General features: G+C 66.3%; 17 protein-coding genes. 15 read left to right on the forward strand and 2 right to left on the reverse strand.

What is annotated here, in order from left to right; translation table 11 throughout:
• Window positions 1-15: 15 nt before the first annotated feature.
• The 3 genes from QRD43_RS12165 to QRD43_RS12175 all read left to right on the forward strand — a co-directional run bounded on the left by QRD43_RS12165 (window position 16) and on the right by QRD43_RS12175 (window position 3,330).
• A complete protein-coding gene (locus QRD43_RS12165; protein WP_285982748.1) occupies window positions 16-1,032 on the forward strand; it encodes a porin in 1,017 nt (338 codons plus the stop codon).
• A gap of 262 nt (window positions 1,033-1,294) precedes the next feature.
• Window positions 1,295-2,428: a porin gene (locus QRD43_RS12170; protein ID WP_285982749.1), complete on the forward strand. Its 1,134-nt coding sequence runs from the start codon at window positions 1,295-1,297 to the stop codon at window positions 2,426-2,428.
• A gap of 134 nt (window positions 2,429-2,562) precedes the next feature.
• Window positions 2,563-3,330: a DUF3047 domain-containing protein gene (locus QRD43_RS12175; protein ID WP_285982750.1), complete on the forward strand. Its 768-nt coding sequence runs from the start codon at window positions 2,563-2,565 to the stop codon at window positions 3,328-3,330.
• Window positions 3,331-3,382: 52 nt separating this feature from the next.
• On the opposite strand, the gene lptM is transcribed toward QRD43_RS12175, so the two are convergent.
• Window positions 3,383-3,670 (reverse strand): LPS translocon maturation chaperone LptM, encoded by a 288-nt coding sequence (lptM, locus tag QRD43_RS12180; RefSeq protein WP_342399036.1) that lies wholly within the window; start codon window positions 3,668-3,670, stop codon window positions 3,383-3,385.
• Between lptM and cyaY the strand changes: the two genes are divergently transcribed.
• Window positions 3,669-4,028, forward strand: coding sequence for an iron donor protein CyaY (cyaY, locus tag QRD43_RS12185; protein ID WP_285982751.1), 360 nt, complete (start codon window positions 3,669-3,671; stop codon window positions 4,026-4,028). The genes lptM and cyaY overlap by 2 nt on opposite strands.
• Window positions 4,029-4,250: 222 nt before the next feature.
• Here the strand turns inward: cyaY and QRD43_RS12190 are convergent, their stop codons facing one another.
• On the reverse strand, window positions 4,251-6,527 hold the full coding sequence (locus QRD43_RS12190) for a penicillin-binding protein 1A (RefSeq protein ID WP_285982752.1): 2,277 nt from the start codon (window positions 6,525-6,527) through the stop codon (window positions 4,251-4,253).
• A gap of 377 nt (window positions 6,528-6,904) precedes the next feature.
• Between QRD43_RS12190 and QRD43_RS12195 the strand changes: the two genes are divergently transcribed.
• From QRD43_RS12195 to QRD43_RS12245, 11 genes are all read left to right on the forward strand, one after another.
• Window positions 6,905-7,984 (forward strand): pilus assembly protein PilM, encoded by a 1,080-nt coding sequence (locus tag QRD43_RS12195; protein ID WP_285982753.1) that lies wholly within the window; start codon window positions 6,905-6,907, stop codon window positions 7,982-7,984.
• Window positions 7,981-8,580, forward strand: a complete 600-nt coding sequence (locus tag QRD43_RS12200) for a PilN domain-containing protein (RefSeq protein WP_285982754.1) — start codon at window positions 7,981-7,983, stop codon at window positions 8,578-8,580. The genes QRD43_RS12195 and QRD43_RS12200 overlap by 4 nt, the downstream gene beginning before the upstream one ends.
• 4 nt (window positions 8,581-8,584) lie before the next feature.
• Window positions 8,585-9,283, forward strand: a complete 699-nt coding sequence (locus tag QRD43_RS12205; RefSeq protein WP_285982755.1) for a type IV pilus inner membrane component PilO — start codon at window positions 8,585-8,587, stop codon at window positions 9,281-9,283.
• Window positions 9,280-9,810, forward strand: a complete 531-nt coding sequence (locus tag QRD43_RS12210) for a pilus assembly protein PilP (RefSeq protein WP_285982756.1) — start codon at window positions 9,280-9,282, stop codon at window positions 9,808-9,810. Before QRD43_RS12205 ends, QRD43_RS12210 begins: the two co-directional genes overlap by 4 nt.
• A gap of 14 nt (window positions 9,811-9,824) precedes the next feature.
• The gene (locus QRD43_RS12215; protein ID WP_434063870.1) at window positions 9,825-11,966 is read left to right on the forward strand and encodes a type IV pilus secretin PilQ; all 2,142 of its coding nucleotides are present in this window, start codon (window positions 9,825-9,827) and stop codon (window positions 11,964-11,966) included.
• A 94-nt stretch (window positions 11,967-12,060) separates the two neighbouring features.
• The gene (locus tag QRD43_RS12220; protein ID WP_285982757.1) at window positions 12,061-15,189 is read left to right on the forward strand and encodes a beta strand repeat-containing protein; all 3,129 of its coding nucleotides are present in this window, start codon (window positions 12,061-12,063) and stop codon (window positions 15,187-15,189) included.
• A 31-nt stretch (window positions 15,190-15,220) separates the two neighbouring features.
• Window positions 15,221-15,775 carry a shikimate kinase gene (locus tag QRD43_RS12225; protein ID WP_434063883.1) on the forward strand — a complete coding sequence of 185 codons (555 nt, stop codon included), beginning with the start codon at window positions 15,221-15,223 and terminating at the stop codon, window positions 15,773-15,775.
• 52 nt (window positions 15,776-15,827) lie between these two features.
• The gene (gene aroB, locus QRD43_RS12230) at window positions 15,828-16,970 is read left to right on the forward strand and encodes a 3-dehydroquinate synthase (protein WP_285982759.1); all 1,143 of its coding nucleotides are present in this window, start codon (window positions 15,828-15,830) and stop codon (window positions 16,968-16,970) included.
• A 28-nt stretch (window positions 16,971-16,998) separates the two neighbouring features.
• Complete coding sequence (locus QRD43_RS12235) at window positions 16,999-18,129, forward strand: deoxyguanosinetriphosphate triphosphohydrolase (RefSeq protein ID WP_285982760.1); 1,131 nt, start codon at window positions 16,999-17,001, stop codon at window positions 18,127-18,129.
• 63 nt (window positions 18,130-18,192) lie between these two features.
• Window positions 18,193-18,888, forward strand: a complete 696-nt coding sequence (locus tag QRD43_RS12240; protein ID WP_285982761.1) for an REP-associated tyrosine transposase — start codon at window positions 18,193-18,195, stop codon at window positions 18,886-18,888.
• A gap of 170 nt (window positions 18,889-19,058) precedes the next feature.
• Complete coding sequence (locus QRD43_RS12245; protein WP_285982762.1) at window positions 19,059-23,837, forward strand: glutamate synthase-related protein; 4,779 nt, start codon at window positions 19,059-19,061, stop codon at window positions 23,835-23,837.
• Window positions 23,838-23,853 lie beyond the last annotated feature (16 nt).

The raw sequence follows: 23,853 nt of genomic DNA on the forward strand, positions 1-23,853 counted from the left end.
CTTTCGGAGCTACGAATGAATAAGACGATCCTGGTTGGCGCCGTGCTGGCTGCCTTCGCTGGTGCCGCTGCGGCCCAGTCTTCCGTGACCCTGTTCGGCGTGATCGACGCCAACGTGCGCTCTGCCAAGACCGGCAGCGCCACCATCAAGCAAGTGGGCACCGACGGCCTGAACGCCAGCCGCCTGGGCGTGCGTGGCACCGAAGACCTCGGTGGCGGCCTGAAGGCCGGCTTCTGGCTGGAAGCCGCCCTGAATCCGGACACCGGCACCGCTGATACCTCCCGCTTCTGGGGCCGCCGCGCCACCGTGAGCCTGAGCTCCACCGAGATGGGTGAACTGCGCATCGGCCGCCACAAGGTGGCTGCCCGTCTGGCCATCGACGGCTTCACCCCCTTCGAGACCACCGGCATCGGCGAGATCACCAAGGCCTACTCGACCCTGGGCAGCGGCGCTGACACCCTGAACCGTTCGGACAACCAAGTGGCCTACAGCCTGCCGGACAACCTGGGCGGCGTGTACGGCACGTTCGAGCTGGGCGCTGGCGAAGGCACCGACGGCAAGAAGTACAGCTCCGGCCGTCTGGGCTACAAGGACAAGGAACTGAACGTCGCTGCTGCCTATGCACAGACCGACGCCAAGGGCGACAAGTACAAGGTGACCGTGCTGGGCGCTTCGTACGACTTCGGCGTGGCCACCGTCATGGGTACCGTGTCCAACACCAAGTTCGGCGCCTACAAGCAGTCCATCTTCACGATCGGCGCCAAGGTGCCCGTCACGAAGGAAGGCTCGGTCCGCGTGCACTACGCCCGTTCGAACGCCAACGACGCCGTCGCTACCGCCAAGGTGGCTGACGACCTGAACATCCTGTCGTTCGGCTACGTGCACGACATTTCCAAGCGCACCGGCCTGTACGCCACGTACTCGCAAATCGACAACAAGGGCAACTCCAAGGTCGCCATCGCCGGCGCCCCTGCCGCTGCTGCCGGCCAGAAGTCCTCGGCCTACGAAGTGGGCGTGCGCCACAGCTTCTGATGTCTGCCGGCCCCAGCCCTTCGGGGCTGCCACGCCGAGCCGCACAAGCCGCCCTCCGGGGCGGCTTTTTTCATGCCCTCGCCAGCCGCGGCGGGGTTCGTTCTGCACCGTTCTTGTGCATCTGTCAGCCTGCTTTCAGCCTTGTCGCCATAGCGACAGGGTTAGTGCTTGTGGGTGGCCTGCAACGTCGCGTCTAGGCCTCCGGGACCATCTGTCACAGAATCCATTGCGACGCTTCATTCATAAAGCAGGAGACAGATACATGAAGAAGGCTACTCTGGTTCTGGGTTTGCTGGCTGCCAGCGTGAGCGCTGCCTACGCCCAGTCGAGCGTGACGCTCTACGGCATCGTGGACGGCGGCGTTCGCATCACGGATAACGAAGGTTCCGCCCCGAGCGGCCAAGGCTCGGTGACCCGCGTGGTCGGCGGCGGCTTCTCTCAAAGCCGCCTGGGCGTGAACGTCACGGAAGACCTCGGTGGTGGCATGAAGGTGCTGGCCAACCTGGAACACCGCCTGAATCTGGACACCGGTTCCGCCAACCCCGCGCCGCTGCCCTTCTGGATGCAGTCGTGGGTCGGCCTGCAAAGCAGCGACTTCGGCCGCGTGACCATCGGCCGCCAGTACAACGTGCTGTTCGATCTGGTGACCAGCACCTACGTGTCCTATCCCTATTCCCCGTACTTCGACGTCTACAAGCCTGAAGTGGGCCTGGCGCTGAGCGCTCGTGCCGACAACATGGTCAAGTACCTGTTCGAGCAAGGCCCGATCCGCGGCGAGCTGCAGGTGAGTGCCGGCGAGGGCGGCGGTGGCCGCACCGTCGGTGGCGTGGTGCGCTACTCGGCGGACGGCATCTCCGTCGGCGCCGGCATGCAGGACTACATGCTGCCGTCCAGCGCCAAGATCAAGGCCACGACCTTCGGTGGTTCGTACAAGGTCGGCGACTGGTACGTCAATGCGGGCTGGGGCGAGAACAAGGTGGAAGGCACGCCGACGGCGGCAGATGCCACCACCATCGCCAGCACGCTGCTGTGGGCCTCGTTCAACAACGGCGGCACGGGCTACGACGCCGCACTGGGTGGCGCCGCCGGCCTGCTGGGCCTGAAGAAGCGCACGATGTGGACCCTGGGCCTGGGCTATCAGATGACGCCTCAGCTGAACCTGGGCACCCACTTCTACAGCGCCAAGCAGACCGGTGCCCTGGCTGCCCTGGAGCTGAAGGCCAAGTTCTGGTCGGCCGTGGCCGACTACGCGCTGTCCAAGCGCACCGACCTGTACGCCGAGATCGACCGTACCTCGCTGACGGGTGACCACGCCAGCCTGAACAGCGCTGCCGGGGCCCCGAACGGTGCCAAGACCCGCCTGGGCTACACCGTCGGCATCCGTCATCGCTTCTGATCTGCGCACTTGTTCGCGCAATCGAGGGCCCTTCGGGGCCCTTTTTCATGTCCTGTTAAGTTCTTGTGCATAGCATCACGGCGCCAGTCTGCCGGGCAGCTAGTCTCTGCTGCATCGGGCCTGGAGTCGAGATCATGAGTGCCTTCAAGAAACTGTTGACGTTGGGATGGGTGGTGGGCCTGGTGGCCTGTGCCCATCATCCGGTGACTGCGCCCGAGTCGCCCACCGTGGAGCCGGCACGGACGGAGGCGGCGGTTCTGCCGCAGGACTGGACGGACCGCGAGCTGCCCGGCAAGGCCCGCACACGCTACAGCATGGACGAGCGGGCCAGTCGGCCCTGTGTCCAGGCCAAGGCACAGGGGTCGGCCAGCCTGCTGCGGCGCCGGCTGCAGTTGCCGGTCGACCAGTTGCAGGAGGTCCGCTTCGAGTGGTGGATCGACCGCTTCGAGTCGAGTCGCGAGGTGGAGGATCCAGACATCGACGACGCGCCCGCCAGCCTGGTGCTGGCCTTCGATGGCGACGTCGGTCTCCTGCCTCTGCGAACCCGCATGCTCTACGAGCTGGCGCACACCATCATGGGCGAGGCGCCGCCGTATGCCACGCTGATGTATGTGTGGGACGCGAAGGCGCCGGTGGGGACGGTGAAGGTCAGTCCCCGCAGTGACCGCATCCGCAAGATCGTCATCGGCTCCGGGCAGGACCGGCGCGGGGGCTGGATGCGCTTCAGCCGCAACGTGGTCGACGACTACCGCCTGGCCTTTGGCGAGGCGGCAGGGCCGTTGATCGGGGCGGCGTTGATGACGGATGCGGACAACGGCCGCGGGCGCGCCGAGGCCTGCTACGGCCCCGTGCAGTTCCTGGATGCCGCTTATCGCGAGCTGCCGGGCAGCCTGCGGTTCTGACCTGGCAGGGGTGAGCCCGCCAACGTCGGCGCAGCAGCAGCCGAGGACTCTCTCAACGGTGCGTGCTGGACGCCGCTGACGCCGGTGCCGGCACCGGGGTGCTTGCGGGCGCCATGGCGGCAGGCTTGGCCGGCGGCAGGGTCAAGGGGCCCTTCTGTCCGCAGGCCGAGAGCGCGGCCAGGCTGCACAGGGCGAGGGCGCCCAGCCTGGCGGCAGCCCCAAGTCGGCCGCGCGACCGCATCGATGGCATGGCCTTGCGGGCTGTTCGCATGGAATCGGCCCCGTGGGGGACTAAACTGCCGCCTGGATTGATCTTCATACCTGCCAGTTTATCGGTCATGAGCGCTCTCACTGCCACCCCCCTCCAGGACGCGGACTACCAGGCCCGCACCCAGGCCATCCTGCTGGGAATCGAGACCCGCATTGATGCGTGGCTGGACGAGGACCGGATTGACATCGACACCCACCGCACCGGGGGGCTGCTCGAGCTGACCTTCCCCAATCGCAGCAAGATCATCATCAACACCCAGCCGCCGCTGCAGGAGTTGTGGCTGGCGGCCAAGGCGGGCGGCTTCCACTTCCGCTTTGTCGAGGGGCGCTGGGTTGAGCGCAGCGGGCGGGAGTTCCATGCCTTGCTGTCCGAGGAGGCGTCGGCGCAGGCCGGACAGGCGCTGCGTTTCGAACCGGTCGAGCGCTGAGGCCTGGTGGGCGGCGCCATGCAGTCGCCGCCAATGCTGAATTGAATGGCAAGAGGCCGCCCCACGGGCGGCCTCTTTCTTGATGGGCTGCCGCCCTATGGGCGGCCCCTCTTGATGGGCTGCCGCCCTATGGGCGGCCCTTCTTGATGGGCTGCCGCTCCACGGACGGCCCCTCTTGATGGGCTGCCCCTCTTGAGGGGCTGGTGCCTCGAGGGAGACGACTCAGCGCCGGAAGAGATCCAGGATGCTCTTCTTTTCCTCGTCGCTGGCGGGCGGCGGGATGTTGGCGTCGTTGCTCAGGGCGCGCACGCCGGAGTTGCCCGAGAACTCGTCGTAGAACCACTCGCCGTTGACCTGAACGACGCCTTCTGGCGGCGAAATCTCGGCAACGGGCGTGTTCTTGAGCGCAAAGCCCATGAACTCGATCCAGACTGGCAGCGAGAGGCCGCCGCCAGTCTCGCGATCGCCCAGCTTGCGCGGCTGGTCGTACCCGATCCACACCACGGCCACCAGGCTCTGCTGATAGCCGGCGAACCAGGCGTCCATGGAGTCGTTGGTGGTGCCGGTCTTGCCGTAGATGTCCGGGCGCTTGAGTTGGGCCTGCGCCTTGGCTGCCGTGCCGCTGCGTGTCACCTCCTGCAGCAGGCTGCTCATCAGGAAGGCGTTGCGTGGCTCGATGGCGCGTGAGTCCTCGCCGAGCGTCCGCGGCGGGGCCTCGAAGAGCACGCGCCCCTTGTTGTCCGTCAGCTTGGCCACCAGCTGGGGCGAGACGCGATGGCCACCGTTCGCGAAGACGGCATAGCCCTGCGCCATTTGCATGGGGGTGACCGAGCCTGCGCCCAGTGCCATGGTGAGGTAGGCCGGGTGCTTGTCGGCCTCGAAGCCGAAGTGCGTGATCCAGTCCTGGGCGTAGTGGACGCCGATGGACTGCAGCACCCGGATGGACACCATGTTCTTGGACTTGGCCAGCGCCTTGCGCAGGGGCAGGGGGCCATCGAACGTGCCGTCGTAGTTCTTGGGCTCCCAGGGCTGGCTGCCCGTGGTGGTGGCATCGAAGAACAGCGGCGCGTCATTGACGACGGTCGCCGGCGTGAAGCCTTTTTCCAGGGCCGCCGAATAGATGAAGGGCTTGAAGCTCGAGCCCGGCTGTCGCCAGGCCTGCGTCACGTGGTTGAACTTGTTCTTGTTGTAGTCGAAGCCACCCACCATCGCGCGAATGCGTCCATCGCGCGGGTCCATGGCCACGAAGGCGCCTTCCACCTCGGGCAGCTGCGTGATGCTCCAGTCGCCCTTGGGCAGCTTGAGGACGCGGATGATGGCGCCGCGGCGGATGCGTGTCTTGGGATTGCCGCGCTCCGACAGCCCCGACGTCGCGGGCTTCAGGCCTTCGCCCGTGATGGTGAGGCTCTCACCGCTTTGCAGCACGGCGACCACCTTCTTCGGGTCCGCCTCCAGCACGGCCGCCGCCAGCAGCTCGTCGTTGGCCGGGTGGTCCGCCAGCGCCTCGGCGATGCGCACGTCCATGTCCTTGGGGTCGGCGGGCAGGTCGATATAGGCCTCCGGGCCGCGGTAGACCTGGCGGCGCTCGTAGTCCATGATCCCGCGGCGCAGGGCCCGGTAGGCGGTCATCTGCTCGTCGTGGCGCAGCGTCAGGTAGACGTCCAGGCCGCGGCTGTAGGTCTCGTCGCCGTACTGGTTGAAGATCAGCTGGCGCGCCGCCTCGGCCACGTACTCCGCATGGCTGCTGGTGTCTGCCACGGTGCGATAGCGCAGCACCTGGGCCTTCGCCTGCGCGTGCTGCTCCTCGGTGATGTAGCCGTTCTCCAGCATGCGGTCGATGATGTACTGCTGGCGGATGCGTGCGCGGCGCGGGTTGTTGATCGGGTTGTAGGCTGAGGGCGCCTTGGGGAGGCCGGCCAGCATCGCGGCCTCCGCCACGGTGATGTCCTTCAGCGGTTTGCCGAAATACACCTCGCTGGCCGCCGCGAAGCCGTAGGCCCGGTGGCCCAGGAAGATCTGGTTCATGTAGATCTCGAGGATCTGCTCCTTGCTCAGCGCCGACTCGATCTTGAGCGCCAGCAGGATCTCGTAGATCTTGCGCGTCATCGTCTTCTCGGTCGACAGATAGAAGTTGCGGGCGACCTGCATGGTGATGGTGGACGCCCCCTGGCTCCTGGCCTCGCCCACATTGGCCAGGCCGGCGCGGATCACGCCGAGATAGTCCACGCCACCGTGCTGGTAGAAGCGCGCATCCTCGATCGCGAGAATGGCGTCCTGCATCACCTTGGGAATCTCCTTGATGGGCTGGTAGCTGCGGCGCTCCTCACCGAATTCGGCCAGCACGACGCCATCCGACGACAGCACGCGCAGCGGCAGCTTGGGCCGGTAGTCGGTGAGTCCGGAGATGTCCGGCAGGTTGGGGTAGGCCATCGCCAGGCCGAGGGCCAGCAGGAGCGCCACGGCCAGCGTGCCTCCAAGGGCCAGTCCGCCGAGCCACATCAAGGGGCGCCAGACGAAACGGCGCGCGGCAGTGTGGTGGCGATGCGACGCCTTGGGGCCATCCGCCACGTCCTTATCCGGCGAAGTAGGCACGTTCGATGATTTGGATTTGCTCATGGGGCTCCAGTGAGGGCAAATCATTATAGAAACGGCACTCTGCTCCGCTTTGAATCGGCGGGCCTTGCCAGGCCGTGTCGAATCCGCCCCGAAAGGGCTTCTTTTCGGGGACAGATGGGCGTAGAAAGCCGTGTATGTTTCGCAACGTGGTGTTACGTGCTCGCAGCCGTTTTTCGAACGGTGTCATAGGCTTTACTGCTAGCATTCAAGTAACTTATTAACAATCCGACGCCTGCAAAGCGTGTTGGGGGAACCGCGTCATGGGAATTCTTGACGTACTGCTGGGTCGCAAGCATCCGCCCATGATTGGCTTGGACATCAGCTCTTCCAGCGTCAAGCTGGTCGAACTCAGTCAAAACAAGAACGGTGAGATGGTGCTCGAGCGCTTCGCGATGGAGTCGTTCGAGAAGGGCTGGATCGCCGACGGCCAGATTGAAAAATTCGATGAGGTGGCGGACGCCGTGCGTCGCGTGGTGGCCCGCAGTGGCACGAAGACGCGTGACGCCGTGCTGGCCATGCCGCAGTCGGCTGTGATCACCAAAAAGATCATGCTGCCGGCGGGCCTGCGCGAAGAGGAGCTGGAGATCCAGGTCGAGGCCGAGGCCAACCAGTACATCCCCTTCTCGCTCGACGAGGTCAGTCTCGATTTCTGCGTGCTCGGCCCGAGCCCGACGTCCGTCGGTGACGTCGAAGTCCTGATTGCCGCGTCCCGCAAGGACAAGGTGCAGGATCGTCAGGGCCTCGCCGAGGCCGCCGGTCTGCGGCCCGTCGTGCTGGACATCGAGTCGCATGCCTCTCGCCTGGCGATGGGCCGGCTCGTGGCCGCCCTTCCGGGGGAGGGCAAGGACGCCCTCGTCGCCCTGTTCGAGATCGGCGCCGACACCACCAGCCTCAAGGTTCTGCGTGACGACGAGATGCTCTACGACCGCGACCAGGCGTTCGGCGGCTCGCAGCTGACGCAGCTGATCTCCCGGCAGTACGGCTTCTCGTTCGAGGAGGCCGAGCAGAAGAAGCTGGCCAACGAGCTGCCGGAAGACTACGACACCGTGGTGCTCCAGCCGTTCGTGGACAGCCTCTCCCAGGAAATCGGCCGTGCGCTGCAGTACTTCTTCACCAGCACGCCGCACCACAAGGTGCACTACGTGATGCTGGCGGGCGGCACGGCCACGCTGCCGGGCCTGAAGGATCGCGTGACCGAGCTGACGGGCTTCGCCTGCATGGTGGTCAATCCCTTCGAGAGCATGGAGCTGGGTTCCGCGGTGCGTGAGTCGAAGCTGCGCCGCGAGGCGCCTGCCTACCTGACCGCCTGCGGGCTTGCCATGCGGAGGTTCTTCCAGTGATTTTGATCAACCTCCTTCCTCACCGCGCCGAGAAACGCAAGCGTCGCAAGACCGCCTTCTTCGTCGGGCTGGCGCTTTCCGTGGTCGTCGGTGGCCTCCTCGTGGGCGCCGGCATGCTGCTGCTGCAGCAGATGACGGATCAGCAGATCGCCCGCAACGAATATCTCCGCCGCGAGAACGCGCTGCTTGATGAGCAGATCAAGGACATCGCCAACCTGAAGGCCGAGATCGAGGGTCTGAAGTCGCGCCAGCAGGCGGTGGAAGATCTGCAGACGGGCCGCAACGTCCCCGTCCATCTGCTCACGGAACTGGTGCGTCAGGTGCCTGAAGGCATCTTCCTCACGCGCATCCAGCAGACCGACAAGCTGGTCACGGTCAGCGGGCTGGCCCAGACGCAGGACCGTGTCTCGGAGTTCATCCGCAATACGTCCCGGTCGTCCGAGTGGCTCTACAACCCGGACCTGAACGAAATCAGGCTGGGCGGCATGGCGAGCACCAAGGACCAGAAGCGTCTGTTCGAGTTCACCATGCGCGTCTCCATCAAGGCTCCGCAGACCGAGGCGTCTGCCAAGGGTCAGCCTTCGAGGAAGCCCTGACACTATGGCCAAGAATTCTTCCGCCAATTTTGATCTGAACGCCTGGTTCGAAGAGGTCCAGGACCAGTTCAGGGGGCTCAATCCGCAAGAGCCTGGGCAGTGGCCCCTGGCGCCCCGTCTGCTGACCTTTGCTGCAGCCATCGTGCTGGCGGTCGTGGGGGGCTGGTTCCTGGTCCTGGCCGATGCCCAGGCCGCACTGGATGCCGAGGCAGCCAAAGAGCCCAACCTCCGTCAGGACTACAAGACCAAGCTGGTGCAAGCGGTCAACCTGCCCGAACTGCGCAAGCAGAAGAGCCAGGTCGAGGAGTACGTCAACCAGCTGGAGAAGCAGCTGCCGGGGCGTGCCGAGATGGACGCACTGCTCTCAGACATCAACAGCGCGGCCGTCGGTCGTGGGCTGCAGTTCGAGTTCTTCGGTCCCTCTCCGGAAGTGGTGAAGGACTATTACGCCGAGAAGCCCATTTCCATCCGCGTGTCGGGCCGTTATCACGACATCGGCGCCTTCGTGGCCGATATCGCCAACCTGTCCCGCATCGTGACCCTGAGCGACCTGAACGTGAGCGTGCTGGCCACCCGGGACGCTGCGTTGTCGGGCACGCTGAACATGGAAGCCAAGGCGCGGACCTACCGCTACCTGGATTCGGCTGAGGTCGCGGAACAGCGCAAATCCAAGGCCGCTGCCAAGCAGGGAGCCAAGAAATGAAGCGCCTCACGGTCATGACCGTCACGCTGGCCGCCATGGGCCTGAGTGCGTGCGGCAACGAGTTGTCCGAATTGCAGGACTGGACAGCGCAGCAGCGGCGTGAAACCCGCGCGTCGGTCCAGCCCCTGTCTCCACCCAAGAAGTTCACACCGCAGCCCTACGACACCGCCCTGAGCATTGATCCGTTCAGTGCCCAGAAGCTGAGCGTGGCGGTCAAGCAGGAGGCCAGTCAGCCGAACTCCCTGCTGACGGCGGAGATGAACCGCCGCAAGGAGCCTCTGGAAGCCTACCCGCTGGACTCGATGTCGATGGTGGGCAGCCTGATCCGCCAGGGGCGACCCTTCGCGCTCCTGAAGGTGGACGCACTTTTGTACCAGGTCAAGCAAGGTGATCACCTGGGTCTGAACTTTGGGCGCATCACCCAGATTTCGGAAACCGAGATCACTCTGCGCGAAGTCGTCCAGGACGCGGCTGGCGAATGGATAGAACGCACAAGCACCCTCCAGTTGCAGGAGAAGGGACGATGAAGAATTTGTCGAAGATGAGTGGTATGACTCAATGGCGTCGTTGGGCCGTTGGCGTGGTGGCGGTGGCCCTGTTGCCGTTGCAGGCCTGGGCGCAGAACGCCATCAAGTCCATCAGCACGCTGCAGCAGGCGGGTGTTGAGGTCGTGCGAATCGAGCTCAGCGAAAGCCTCAAGGACATCCCGGCTGGCTTCGTCGTGCAGGCGCCTCCGCGCATCGCACTGGACCTGCCCGGCATTTCCAACGGCATGGGCCGCAGCACGGTCGAGATCAACGCGGGCAATCTGCGGTCGGCCAGCGTGGCCCAGGCGGGGGACCGCACGCGCGTCGTGCTGAACCTGCGCCAGGCTTCCGGCTACCGTGCGCAGATCGAAGACAAGGCGCTGCTCGTCATCCTCGAGAACAGCCCGTCGACCGCGTCGGCCACCCCCACGGCCGCGCCGGCCAAGGCGGAACCGCTGCACTTCGCGCCGAGCCTGAACGCCGCCAGCCAGACGCTGCGTGACATCGACTTCCGCCGCGGTGCCGATGGTGCCGGTCGCGTGGTGATCAGCCTCCCGAGCAACCAGGTGGGCGTCGACATCCAGCAGCAGGGGCAGAACCTGGTGCTGGAGTTCCCCAAGACCAGCCTGCCGCCTGAGCTGCGCCGCCGCCTTGACGTCGCGGACTTCGGCAGCCCCGTGCAGTTCGTGAACGCCAGCCAGGTCGGTGACAAGGTGCGCGTGGTCGTCGAGCCCAAGGGCAACTGGGAACACAGTGCCTACCAGAGCGACAACCAGTTCGTGCTGGAAGTGCGCCCCCAGAAGGTCGATCCGAACAAGCTGGTCCAGGGGCCCGGCTTCGCCGGTGACAAGCTCTCCCTGAATTTCCAGAGCATCGAGGTCCGTGCCCTCCTGCAGGTCATCGCCGACTTCACCAACTTCAACGTGGTGACCAGTGACACCGTGACCGGCAACGTCACCCTGCGTCTCAAGGACGTTCCCTGGGATCAGGCGCTGGACATCATCATGCAGGCGCGCGGGCTGGGTCTGCGCAAGTCCGGCAATGTGCTGTGGATCGCTCCCAAGGAGGAGCTGGCCATCAAGGAACGCCAGGACCTGGAGGCGAAGGCCCAGATGGCCCAGCTCGAGCCGCTGCGCACGCAGTCGATCCAGCTGAACTACGTCAAGGCCGAAGACATCGTGAAGGGCCTGACGGGCAGTGGGATCAGCGGCAACAACGCTCGCATCCTGTCCTCGCGCGGCAGCGTCATCTCGGAGAGCCGGACCAACCAGCTCTTCATCAACGACATCGCCAGCAAGCTGGACGAGATCCAGGCCCTGATCGCCAAGATTGACGTCCCTGTGCGTCAGGTGCTGATCGAGGCCCGGATCGTCGAGGCCGACGACAGCTTCGGTCGCTCGCTGGGTGTGAAGCTCGGTGTGAATGACATCCGCGCGCAGCAGGGGGGCATCCCCGGCTACAACGTCGGCGGCAACAACTACGTGGCCATCGGCGGCAACTACAACGCTGCAGGGTCGACGACCAAGCAGCCGGGTGCCGCGCAGTCCTTCAACGACACGCAGCTGATCAATCTGCCGGCGCCGAGCGTCCTGAGCGGCACGCCGCAGACCTTCGCGCTGACCCTGTTCAATGCGACGGCCAATCGCTTCCTGAACCTAGAGCTCTCGGCTCTGGAAGCGGATGGCAAGGGCAAGATCGTCTCGAGCCCCCGTGTGGTGACGGCCGACCAGGCCAAGGCGCTGATCGAGCAGGGCGAGGAAATTCCTTACCAGCAGGCGACGTCGGCCGGTGCAACGTCCGTGACGTTCAAGAAGGCCGTGCTCAAGCTGGAAGTGACGCCCCAGATCACGCCTGAAGGCAACGTGATCCTTGACGTGGATGTGAACAAGGACAGCCGCGGCGTCCTCACGCCCCAGGGCTATGCCATCAACAACAAGCACGTGAAGACGCAGGTGCTGGTTGAGAATGGCGGTACGGTGGTCCTCGGCGGCATCTTCACGCAGGAAGAGCGAGAGGACGTCAAGAAGGTGCCGTTGCTGGGCGATGTTCCTGTGGTGGGCAACCTCTTCAAGAACAAGGCCAAGACATCGAGCAAGACCGAGTTGCTGATCTTCATCACTCCCAAGGTGGTGACGGATCGGGTGACGGGTCGCTGAAACTGAGAGATCGGCCGGCTTCACGCCGGCCTGCTGGATTGATGATCAAAGCTGTGCGGGTCAACTTGCATCTGCTGCGCTGGAGTTTGATGACATGAGGAATTACCTTCAACAACACCTGGGCCGTTGGCTCATGGCGCTGCTGGCCATGACGATGAGTCTTGGCCTGGTGGCCTGTGGCGGCGGTGGCGGTAGCTCGGGCGGCTCGCTCTACCCGGGGGCCAACAGCGCGACGCTCAGCATGAGCCTGTCCGGCACGACGGTCTCCAACGCCTCCAAGGTGACGGCGACGGCGACGCTGCGTGACGCCAACGGCGCGGCCATTCCCAACCAGGTCGTCAACTTCACCTTCTCCAAGGGTGGTCTGGCGGACCTGAGTGTGGCCAGCGCACTGACGGACGCCAATGGCAGGGCCGTGGTCATCCTGTCGCCCGCCGCGGCCGGGGAGTCGGGTGCTGATACCGTGGTGGCGACCGTCGCCTACGGTGGCGCGACCCTCAGCTCCTCCGGCAGCTTCTCCGTGATCGGTGCAGCCTCGGGCGCAGCCGCGCTGTCGGTGACGCTGTCCTCCCCGAACATCACGGGCAGCAAGAGCGCTTCCGTGACGGCCACGCTGAAGGATGCCCAGGGCAATCCGGTGGCCGGCCAGGTCGTCAACTTCAGCTTCGGCAGCGGCGTGGGTGCCCTCGCTCAGCTGAGCTCCAACACGGCACTGACGGACGGCAACGGCACGGCCAGCGTGCTGCTGACGGCCGCCAGCACGGACATCACGGGTGCTGATACCGTGATCGCGACGGTCACGTACGGCGGCAAGTCGCTGTCTGACAACAAGGGCTTCCAGGTCACGGCCACGTCGACCTCCACCGCCGCACTGACGGTGGCCCTGTCCTCCAACAGCTTGACCTCCAAGTCGTCGATCACTGCGACGGCCACGCTGAAGGACGCCAGCGGCGTCGGCATCGCCAACCAGGTGATCGCCTTCAGCCTGGGCGCGACGGTGGCTCAGCTGAGCCAGGTGCAGGCCCTGACGGACGCCAACGGCAATGCCGTGGTCGTTCTGACGACGTCGGGCACCCAGCCGGGCGCCGACACGCTCAAGGCCTCGATCAGCTACAACAATCGCGTGCTGTCCAGCCAGGTCAACTTCGCGGTGGTGGGCACCTCCACCACGTCCGCTTCGCTGGCGCTGAGTCTGTCCAGCGCGATCGTCACGGCTGGCTCGCCGGCCACGGTCACGGCCGTCCTGAAGGATGGCAGCGGTGCGCCGATTCCCGGCCAGGTGGTCAGTTTCAGCACCCAGCGCGGCTTCGGCCTGCTGAGTGCCGTGACGGCGCTGACGGACGCCACGGGCACGGCCGCCGTGACCCTGGCTCCGGCCAATGCGACGTCGGCCGCCGCTGACAGCGTGAGCGCGTCCACCACGGTGGGCAGCCAGACCGTGACGTCCAACATCGTCGGCTTCCAGCTGACCGCGACGGTCGTGGGCATCGAGTCCTTCACGTCTGACGTTCCGGCTGGCAGCAAGCTGGCGGCCAACGGGTCCTCGATCATCACCGTCAAGCTCTCCGGCACGGCCGGAACGGTGCCGGTGCAGCTGACGCTGGCTTCCCAGTGCGCGGCACAGAACCCGATCAAGGCCACGTTGACGCCGACTACCGCGACGACCACCAATGGCGTCGCCACCTTCACCTACCAGGATCTGGGTTGCGGCGCCAAGCAGGCCAGTGACACGCTGAGCCTGCAGGTGGTGGGCAGCACGGTGAGCGGCTCGCTGACCATTCCGATCGCTGCGCCCTCCGTGGCGGGCATCACCTTCGTGTCGGCCTCGCCGTCGCTGCTGTACCTGTCGACGGCCGGCTATCCCCCGACCAACTCGACGGTCATCTTCCAGGTCAACGACGGCAATGGCGCCGGCCTGGCGGGCAAGCTCGTGAAGCTCACCCCGACCACGACGGTGGGCGGGCTGACGGTGGACGGTCGGACCGCGGTCGGTGGTGTGCTGCCCGTGATCGACAAGACGACGGACAGCAATGGCCAGGTCCGCGTACTGGTCAATTCCGGCACCGTGCCGACCCCTGTGGCGATCCGTGCGACCTACACCTCGGATGACGGCACGCAGAGCTTCTCCTCCGTGTCGGCCAATCTGTCGATCGCCGTGGGTCTCCCGACGCAGTCGCGGTTCTCGCTGTCCCAGAAGTTCCTGAACATCGAAGGCTATGACCTCGACGGCACGACCAACACCTACTCCGCGGTGGTGGCCGACCGTCTGGGCAACCCGGTGCCTCCGACGACCGTCGTCAACTTCGTCAACACGCTGGGCCAGGTGCTGACGTCGCCCTCGACCGGCTCGTCGACGGCGCTGTCGACCGTGTCGGCGAACTCGATCTCGGGCGGTCAGCGTCCTCCCCTCTGGGATGGCCGTGTGACGACGCTCGCCTACGCCATCGGCGAGGAGAGCTTCCTGGATCTGAACGGGGACAACCAGTTCAACGTGGGCGAGGACTACGAAGACCTGGGTGATCCCTACCTGGACAACAAGTTCCGCGGCTTCTACGCCCCCGACCTGCAGACCATCCCCTACGGTGGCGGCACGTCGGCCTGCTTCAACGCCGCGACGGCCCCGTTCCAACGCTATGACGGCACCAACGGTTCCGTCGGCACACCGCGTCCCATCGTGCCCTCGAAGCCGCTGACCTGCTCGGCCAACTGGGGCAAGGCGTTCGTGCGTGCTGCGGTGCAGACGGTGTGGTCGACCTCCAAGGCTCGTCTGACCTGGGGTACCGCGCTGCCGAGCGGCGTCTTCCGTCCGGCTGCCGGCACCTGCCCGGTGCCCCGCACCGTGCCTTATGGCTACACCGCGACGACGGCCGGTACCGTGCTGAACAAGTCGGTCTACGACCTGAATGGCACGACCGTTTACAACGCCGGTGTGACGGGCTCCCTGTTGTTTGAAGTGGCGGATGCCAATCCCAACTTCTACAACCCGATGGCGGCGGGCACGGTGGTGTCGACGACCACCACCGCAGGCATGTCTGCGACGGTGGTGGGTGGCACGGTGCCGAACTCGTTGCAACCGACGGGCACGGTGGTGAACTACACCTTCACCACGGCCAGCAGCGGCACGATCACGATCACCGTGCAGTCGCCTAGCGGTCTGCAGACCCTGTTCACGGTGAATGTGGACCTTGGCGCCCCTCCGGGTGGCTACGTCGCCTGCCCTTGATCAGCGTCCCTTGATCATTTCTCTCGTCGGCATGCCCGGCGGTGGCAAGTCCACCGTCGGGCGTAGTCTTTCCCGACAGGCCGGGATGCGATTCGTCGACTCGGACACCGAGATCGAAAAGCAACTCGGCGAGAGCATCCGCAGCTTCTTTGATCGTGAAGGCGAGGCGAAGTTCCGGGACATCGAGCAGGCCGTGATCGCCGATCTGCTCCAGCGTTCCGGCGACATCGTGCTGGCCACGGGCGGCGGGGCGGTGCTGCGGGAGCCCAACCGGCTGGCCTTGCGGCAGAGTTCCACGGTGCTGTACCTGCGCTCGACGCCGGAAGAGCTTTTCCGGCGCCTGCGGCACGACACGCAGCGCCCGCTGCTCCAGGTCCGGGACCCCCTGCAGAAGTTGCGCGAGCTCTACGCGCAGCGCGATCCCTTGTACCGCGCGACGGCGCACTACACCATCGAAGTGGGGCGGCCTTCCGTGGCCACCCTGGTGAACATGGTGCTGATGCAGCTCGAGCTGGCGGGTCTCATCTCGGCCGAACGCGTGGCGGCCACCGTGGGCGCCACCCGTCTGGACGAGGCGCAAGACTGAGCTTGGCATGCGCGAAGGCGGGCCTTGTGGGCCGGCCGTACACTTGGGACGCATGACTGCCCCTTCCACACTCTCGAACGCCGTCGCGCCTGCGTCGGCCGACGCCGCGCGGGTCCGGCGCGTCCCCATCGCCCTTGAAGACCGGAGCTACGACATCCACATCGGCAATGGCCTGCTGGAGGACGCGGCGAGCTGGAGCGGGCTGCCCAAGGCGCGCTGTGCCCTCATCGTCAGCAATGACACCGTGGCGCCGCTGTACCTGGAGACCGTCGCGGCGCGGCTGCGCCCGCACTATGCCCAGGTCCTGTCCGTCGTGCTGCCGGACGGCGAGGCGTACAAGGGCTGGGATGCCATCGAGCGCATTGCCTCCACGCTGCTGGAGGCCGCGGCCGACCGCAAGACGGTGCTGTTCGCACTGGGCGGCGGCGTGATCGGCGACATGACGGGCTTTGCTGCGGCCATCTACATGCGCGGCGTGCCGTTTGTGCAGATCCCGACCACGCTGCTGGCCCAGGTCGATTCGTCCGTCGGGGGCAAGACCGCCATCAATCATGCGCTGGGCAAGAACATGCTCGGCGCCTTCTACCAGCCGCTGCGGGTGCTGGCCGACCTGGACACGCTCAAGACGCTGCCCGACCGCGAGCTCTCGGCCGGTCTGGCCGAGGTGATCAAGTACGGGCCCATTGCGGACGCCGCCTTCCTGGATTGGCTCGAGGCCCACATGGACGCACTCCGCGCCCGGGATCCGGCGGCGCTGGCCCATGCCGTTCAGCGCAGCTGCGAGATCAAGGCCTGGGTCGTCGGGCAGGATGAACGGGAGTCGGGGCTGCGTGCCATCCTGAACTTCGGGCATACCTTCGGACATGCCATCGAGACTGGCCTCGGCTATGGCGAGTGGTTGCATGGCGAAGCCGTCGGCTGCGGCATGGTCATGGCCAGCGACCTGTCGGTGCGGCTCGGGCTGATGCCGGCGGCCTTCCTGGATCGCATGCGCACCCTCATCGAGCGCGCTGGCCTGCCCGTGACCGCTCCCGCCGGCATCGGCGTCGAACGCTTCATGGCGCTGATGCGGGTGGACAAGAAGGCCGAGGACGGCGAGATCCGCTTCGTGCTGATCGAGAGCCTGGGCCGCGCCGTGATGCGCAGTGCGCCGGACGCCCTGGTGGCCGAGGTCATCCGGCAGCACAGCGCCTGACCCCCGGCTTGATGAAGGAACGTTGCGCATGCCCCTGAAGCCCTACGCCTGCCATGCCAACGCCTCCCGCGGCCGCCGCTTCGCGGAGCCTGCCGCGCCGACCCGCAGCGAGTTCCAGCGGGACCGCGACCGCATCGTCCACAGCTCGGCCTTTCGGCGCCTGGTCTACAAGACGCAGGTCTTTCTCAATCACGAGGGGGACCTCTTCCGGACACGCCTCACGCACTCGCTGGAAGTGGCGCAGCTCGGCCGCTCCATCGGGCGCAGCCTGGGGCTCGATGAAGACCTGATCGAGACCATCGCCCTGGCACACGACCTGGGGCACACGCCTTTCGGCCATGCCGGGCAGGACGTGCTCGACGACTGCATGAAGGCCCACGGCGGCTTCGAGCACAACCTCCAGAGTCTGCGCGTCGTCGACCACCTGGAGCAGCGCTATCCGGCCTTCGATGGCCTGAACCTGACCTTCGAAAGCCGCGAGGGCATTCTCAAGCACTGCGCGAAGCGCAACGCCGAGCTCATCGAGGCCCGGGAGCCGGGCGGGATCGCGCGGCGCTTTCTGGACGGCGGCCAGCCCAGTCTCGAGGCCCAGCTCTGCAATCTGGCCGACGAGGTGGCCTACAACGCCCATGACATCGACGATGGCGTGCGCTCCGGCCTGCTGACCCTGGAGCAGCTGGAGTCCGTGCCGCTCGTCCAGCACTACCTGCGCGAGACGCTGGGCGTCTATCCGGCGCTCCAGGGCAAGCGCCTGCTGTTCGAGACCATCCGCCGGATGCTGTCTCAGCAGGTCTACGACATCATCGAGGCCAGCGAGGCGGCGCTCGCCGAGCACGCCCCGGCGGACGTCGACGCCGTGCGCCGGGCGCCACCGCTGATCCGCTTCAGCCCGGCCATGCGCCAGGCCAGCACCGAGCTCAAGCGCTTCCTTTTTGCCAATCTGTACCGGCACGCCCAGGTCCGCGAGACCCGCCACCGGGCCGAGATCGTGCTGCGCGACCTCTTCGCCGCCTATCTGCAGGACCGCCAGCAACTGCCGGCCGACGTCGCCGAACAGGCCGACCATCCCCGCGCCTGCGCCGACTACATCGCCGGCATGACGGACCGCTTCGCCCTGAAGGAGCACGAACGCCTGACCGGCCAGCGGCTCTTCACCTAGCGCGCCGATCTGCTGAATAATTGGGGACAGATCGAAGCGGCCGCGCGGCCGCAGGAGCACCCCATGGCCCGACTGTCCCGACTCGCCCTTCCCGGCGAGGTGCATCACCTCATCCAGCGCGGGCACGACCAGCAGCCCATCGTCCGGGACGACGAGGATCGCCGCGCCTTCATGGAGGCGTTGCGCGAGTGTGCGGCGCTGCACAAGGTGGTGGTCCACGCCTATGTGCTGATGGACAACCACCTGCACCTGCTGGCCACCCCGCCCGCGCCGGAGAGCCTCAGCCGGATGATGCAGTCGCTGGGGCGCCGCTATGTCACCCGTTTCAACCGGCGGCACGGACGCAGCGGCGGGCTATGGGAAGGGCGCTTCCGGGCATCGCCCCTGGAAGCGGCCTGGCTGCTGTCGTGCATGCGCTACATCGAGCTCAACCCAGTGCGGGCGGGTCTGGCCGAGCGGCCGGAAGCCTACGCCTGGTCCAGCGCTGCGCATCACCTGGGCGCCCTGCGCGATCCGCTGGTGCACGACCACGCCGGCTTCTGGGCCATGGGGAATACGCCCTTCGAGCGTGATGCCAACTACCGCCGCTTCCTCGAGGAAGGGAGCAGCCCGGAAGAGGTCGAGGCGATGCTGGCCGCCGCGCTGCGGGGTTGGCCGCTGGGCTCCGACGCCTACCGCGCCCAGCTGGCCAAACTGACGGACCGCCCGCTGGCGCCGCGTCCTCGGGGCCGTCCGCCCCGCAAGACTGTCCCCAATTAAATTGGAGTGTGGACTCTGGATTTGCATATAAAGAGTCTGACCCCATTTAATCGTTCTTGTCCTGTAACGCCTCGACGACTAATCTGCACGGCAATCCTCCCGCGCTGCAGCAATTCCTGCAGCGCAGGCCCCCCGGGCCGGAGCCTCAGCCTTTTGCATGCGGAGTCGCCATGGCAGTCCAGATGAGCCACCCCCAGGAACCCTCTCGCCAGGGCCCTGACCACGCCGAGATCCAGTCCCTGGCCCAGCAGGGCCTCTACCGCACCCAGAACGAGAAGGACGCCTGCGGCCTCGGCTTCGTCGCCCACATCAAGGGCCAGAAGGCGCATGCCATCGTCCAGCAAGGGCTGAAGATCCTGGAGAACCTGGACCACCGCGGTGCCGTGGGGGCCGATGCGCTCATGGGCGACGGCGCCGGCATCCTGATCCAGATCCCGGACCAGCTCTACCGCGAGGAAATGGCCAAGCAGGGGGTGACGCTGCCGCCGCCTGGTGAATATGGTGTGGGCCTGATCTTCCTGCCCAAGGAGCACGCCTCCCGCCTGGCCTGCGAGCAGGAGCTCGTGCGCGCCATCAAGGCCGAGGGTCAGGTCTTGCTGGGTTGGCGTGATGTGCCGGTGGATGCCGAGCTGCCGATGTCGCCCACGGTGCGGGAGAAGGAGCCCATCATCCGCCAGGTCTTCATCGGACGCGGCCCGGACATCATCGTGCCCGATGCGCTGGAGCGTAAGCTCTACGTGATCCGCAAGACGGCCTCCAGCGCCATCCAGGCTCTGAAGCTCACGCACAGCCGCGAGTACTACGTGCCCAGCATGAGCTGCCGCACCGTCATCTACAAGGGCCTGCTGCTGGCCGACCAGGTCGGCAAGTACTACAAGGACCTGTCGGACCCGCGCACGGTCTCGGCCATCGCGCTGGTGCATCAGCGCTTCTCGACCAACACCTTCCCCGAGTGGCCGCTGGCCCACCCCTACCGCATGGTCGCCCACAACGGCGAGATCAACACGGTCAAGGGCAACTTCAACTGGATGCGCGCGCGCGAGGGCGTGATGAAGTCGCCGGTGCTGGGCGACGACCTGAAGAAGCTCTATCCGATCAGCTTCGAGCACCAGTCCGACACGGCCACCTTCGACAACGCCATCGAGCTGCTGACCATGGCGGGCTACCCGCTGGCCCACGCCGCGATGATGATGATCCCTGAAGCCTGGGAGCAGCACGAGCAGATGGACGAGCGCCGCCGGGCCTTCTACGAGTACCACGCCGCCATGATGGAACCCTGGGACGGCCCCGCCGCCATGGTGTTCACCGACGGCCGCCAGGTCTGCGCCGCACTGGACCGCAACGGCCTGCGTCCCGCCCGCTACTGCGTGACCGATGACGACATGGTCGTGCTGGCCTCGGAAAGCGGCGTGCTGCCCATCCCCGAGAGCAAGATCGTCAAGAAGTGGCGCCTGCAGCCGGGCAAGATGTTCCTGATCGATCTGGAGCAGGGCCGCATCGTCGATGACGAGGAGCTCAAGACCCAGTTCGCCAATGCGCGCCCCTACCGCCAGTGGATCGAGAACGTCCGCGTCAAGCTGGACGCCATCCCCGTGGCCGACCCAGCGCCCGCCAGCTTCGAGTCCACGCTGCTGGACCGCCAGCAGGCCTTCGGCTTCACGCAGGAGGACATCAAGTTCCTGCTGGCGCCGATGGCGGCCAATGGCGAGGAGGGCATCGGGTCCATGGGCAATGACTCGCCCCTGGCGGTGCTGTCCGACAAGAACAAGCCGCTCTACAACTACTTCAAGCAGCTGTTCGCCCAGGTCACCAACCCGCCGATCGACCCGATCCGCGAGAACATCGTGATGTCCCTCAACAGCTTCGTGGGCCCCAAGCCCAATCTGCTGGACATCAACGCCATCAACCCGCCGATGCGCCTGGAGGTGAGCCAGCCCGTGCTGGACTTCAAGGACATGGCGCGCCTGCGGGCCATCGAGCAGCACACCAACGGCAAGTTCAAGCCCTACGAGCTCGACATCACCTACCCGCGCGAGTGGGGCCGTGAAGGCGTCGAGGCCCAGCTGGCCTCGCTGTGCGCCGAGACGGTGGACGCCATCAAGAGCGGCCACAACATCCTCATCATCAGCGATCGCCACCTGAGCGCCGGTCGCGTGGCCATCCCGGCGCTGCTGGCGCTGTCCGCCGTGCACCACCACCTCGTCCGCGAGGGCCTGCGCACCACGGCCGGCCTGGTCGTGGAGACGGGCACGGCGCGTGAGGTGCACCACTTCGCCGTGCTGGCCGGCTTCGGCGCCGAGGCCGTCCACCCCTACCTGGCCCTCGAGACGCTGACCCAGATGACGGCTGAGCTGCCCGGCACGCTGTCGGCCGAGAAGGCGATCTACAACTACATCAAGGCCGTGGGCAAGGGCCTGTCGAAGATCATGTCCAAGATGGGCATCTCGACCTACATGTCCTACTGCGGCGCGCAGATCTTCGAGGCCATCGGCCTCAAGGCGGACTTCGTCGAGAAGTACTTCCGCGGCACCCCCACGCAGGTGGGCGGCATCGGCGTGTTCGAGGTGGCCGAGGAGGCCATCCGCCTGCACGAGGCGGCCTTCGGCGGCGACCCGGTGCTGGCCACCATGCTGGACGCCGGCGGCGAGTACGCCTGGCGCGCCCGCGGCGAAGAGCACATGTGGACGCCCGACAGCATCGCCAAGCTGCAGCACGCCACGCGCTCGGGCAAGTTCGACACCTACAAGGAATACGCCCAGCTCATCAACGACCAGAGCAAGCGTCACATGACGCTGCGCGGCCTGTTCGAGTTCAAGTTCGACCCGTCCAAGGCGATCCCGCTGGAGGAGGTCGAGTCGGCGGCCGACATCGTCAAGCGCTTTGCCACCGGCGCCATGTCCCTGGGTTCCATCTCCACCGAGGCGCACGCCACGCTGGCCGTGGCCATGAACCGCATCGGCGGCAAGAGCAACACGGGCGAGGGCGGTGAGGACCCGGCGCGCTATCGCAACGAGCTCAAGGGCATCAAGATCGTCAAGGGCACGAAGGTGTCCGATGTCGTCGGCAGCAAGGTCATCGAGGCCGACTACGAGCTCCAGGACGGCGACTCCCTGCGCTCACGGATCAAGCAGGTGGCCTCGGGCCGCTTCGGCGTGACGACGGAGTACCTGGTCAGCGCCGACCAGATCCAGATCAAGATGGCGCAAGGCGCGAAGCCGGGCGAGGGCGGCCAGCTGCCGGGCGGCAAGGTGTCCGAGTACATCGGCATGCTGCGCTACTCGGTGCCGGGCGTGGGCCTGATCTCCCCGCCGCCGCACCATGACATCTACTCCATCGAGGACCTGGCCCAGCTGATCCACGACCTGAAGAACGTCAACGGCAAGGCGGACATCTCGGTGAAGCTGGTGTCGGAAGTCGGCGTGGGCACCATCGCTGCCGGCGTGGCCAAGGCCAAGGCTGACCACATCGTCATCGCCGGCCACGACGGCGGCACGGGCGCCTCGCCCTGGTCGTCCATCAAGCACTGCGGCACGCCCTGGGAGCTGGGCCTGGCCGAGGCGCAGCAGACGCTCGTGCTGAACCGCCTGCGCGGCCGCGTACGCATCCAGGCGGACGGCCAGATGAAGACCGGCCGCGACGTCGTCATTGGCGCCCTGCTGGGGGCGGACGAATTCGGCTTCGCCACCGCCCCGCTGGTGGTCGAGGGCTGCATCATGATGCGCAAGTGCCACCTGAACACCTGCCCGGTGGGCGTGGCCACGCAGGACCCGGTGCTGCGCGCCAAGTTCTCGGGCAAGCCTGAGCACGTGGTGAACTACTTCTTCTTCGTCGCCGAGGAAGCGCGCCAGATCATGGCCCAGCTGGGCATCCGCAAGTTCGACGAGCTGATCGGCCGTGCGGACCTGCTGGACACCCGCAAGGGCATCAGCCACTGGAAGGCCAAGGGCCTGGACTTCGCCCGGATCTTCCACCGCCCGGAACTGGCCGCCGACGTGCCCCGCCTGCACAACGCCACGCAGGACCATGGCCTGGAGCGCGCGCTGGACGTCAAGCTGATCGAGAAGTGCCTGCCCGCCTTCGAGAAGGGCGAGAAGGTGCAGTTCATGCAGGAGGTCAGCAATGTGCGCCGCACCGTGGGCGCCATGCTCTCCGGCGAGCTCGTGCGCCGTCACCCCGAGGGGCTGCCTGACCACACCATCTTCATCCAGATGGAAGGCACGGGCGGCCAGAGCTTCGGGGCCTTCCTGGCGCCCGGCATCACGCTGTACCTGATCGGCGACGCCAACGACTACACCGGCAAGGGCCTCTCCGGCGGCCGCGTGGTGGTGCGTCCGTCCATCGACTTCCGCGGCGACGCGACCAAGAACATCATCGTGGGCAACACCGTGCTGTACGGCGCGACCCGGGGCGAGGCCTTCTTCCGCGGTGTGGCCGGCGAGCGATTCGCCGTGCGCCTCTCCGGCGCCTCGGCGGTCGTCGAGGGCACGGGTGACCACGGCTGCGAGTACATGACCGGCGGCACCGTGGTGGTGCTGGGCAAGACCGGCCGCAACTTCGCTGCCGGCATGAGCGGTGGCCTGGCCTATGTCTTCGACGAGGACGGCAGCTTCGCCAAGCGCTGCAACACCAGCATGGTCAGCCTGGACAAGGTCCTGCCGTCCCACGAGCAGGAAGCCGGCCTCGACAAGGCCGTCTGGCACCGCCTGACCCCGGGCGGCGAGGCGCAGACCGACGAGGCCATCCTCAAGAAGATGATCGAGGACCACCACCGCTGGACCGGCAGCCAGCGCGCCCGGGACATCCTCGACCACTGGGCCGACTCGCGCGCCAAGTTCGTCAAGGTCTTCCCGAACGAATACCGCCGCGCCCTGGGCGAGCTGAATGCCGCCCGCGAAGCCGCCGCGACCATCGCTCACGCCAAGGCGCCTGCTGCCTCGGTGAAGGCTTGAGAGATTAGGAGTACAC

The sequence above is a fragment of the Roseateles subflavus genome (genome assembly GCF_030285365.1).
GTDB lineage: Bacteria > Pseudomonadota > Gammaproteobacteria > Burkholderiales > Burkholderiaceae_C > Roseateles_B > Roseateles_B subflavus.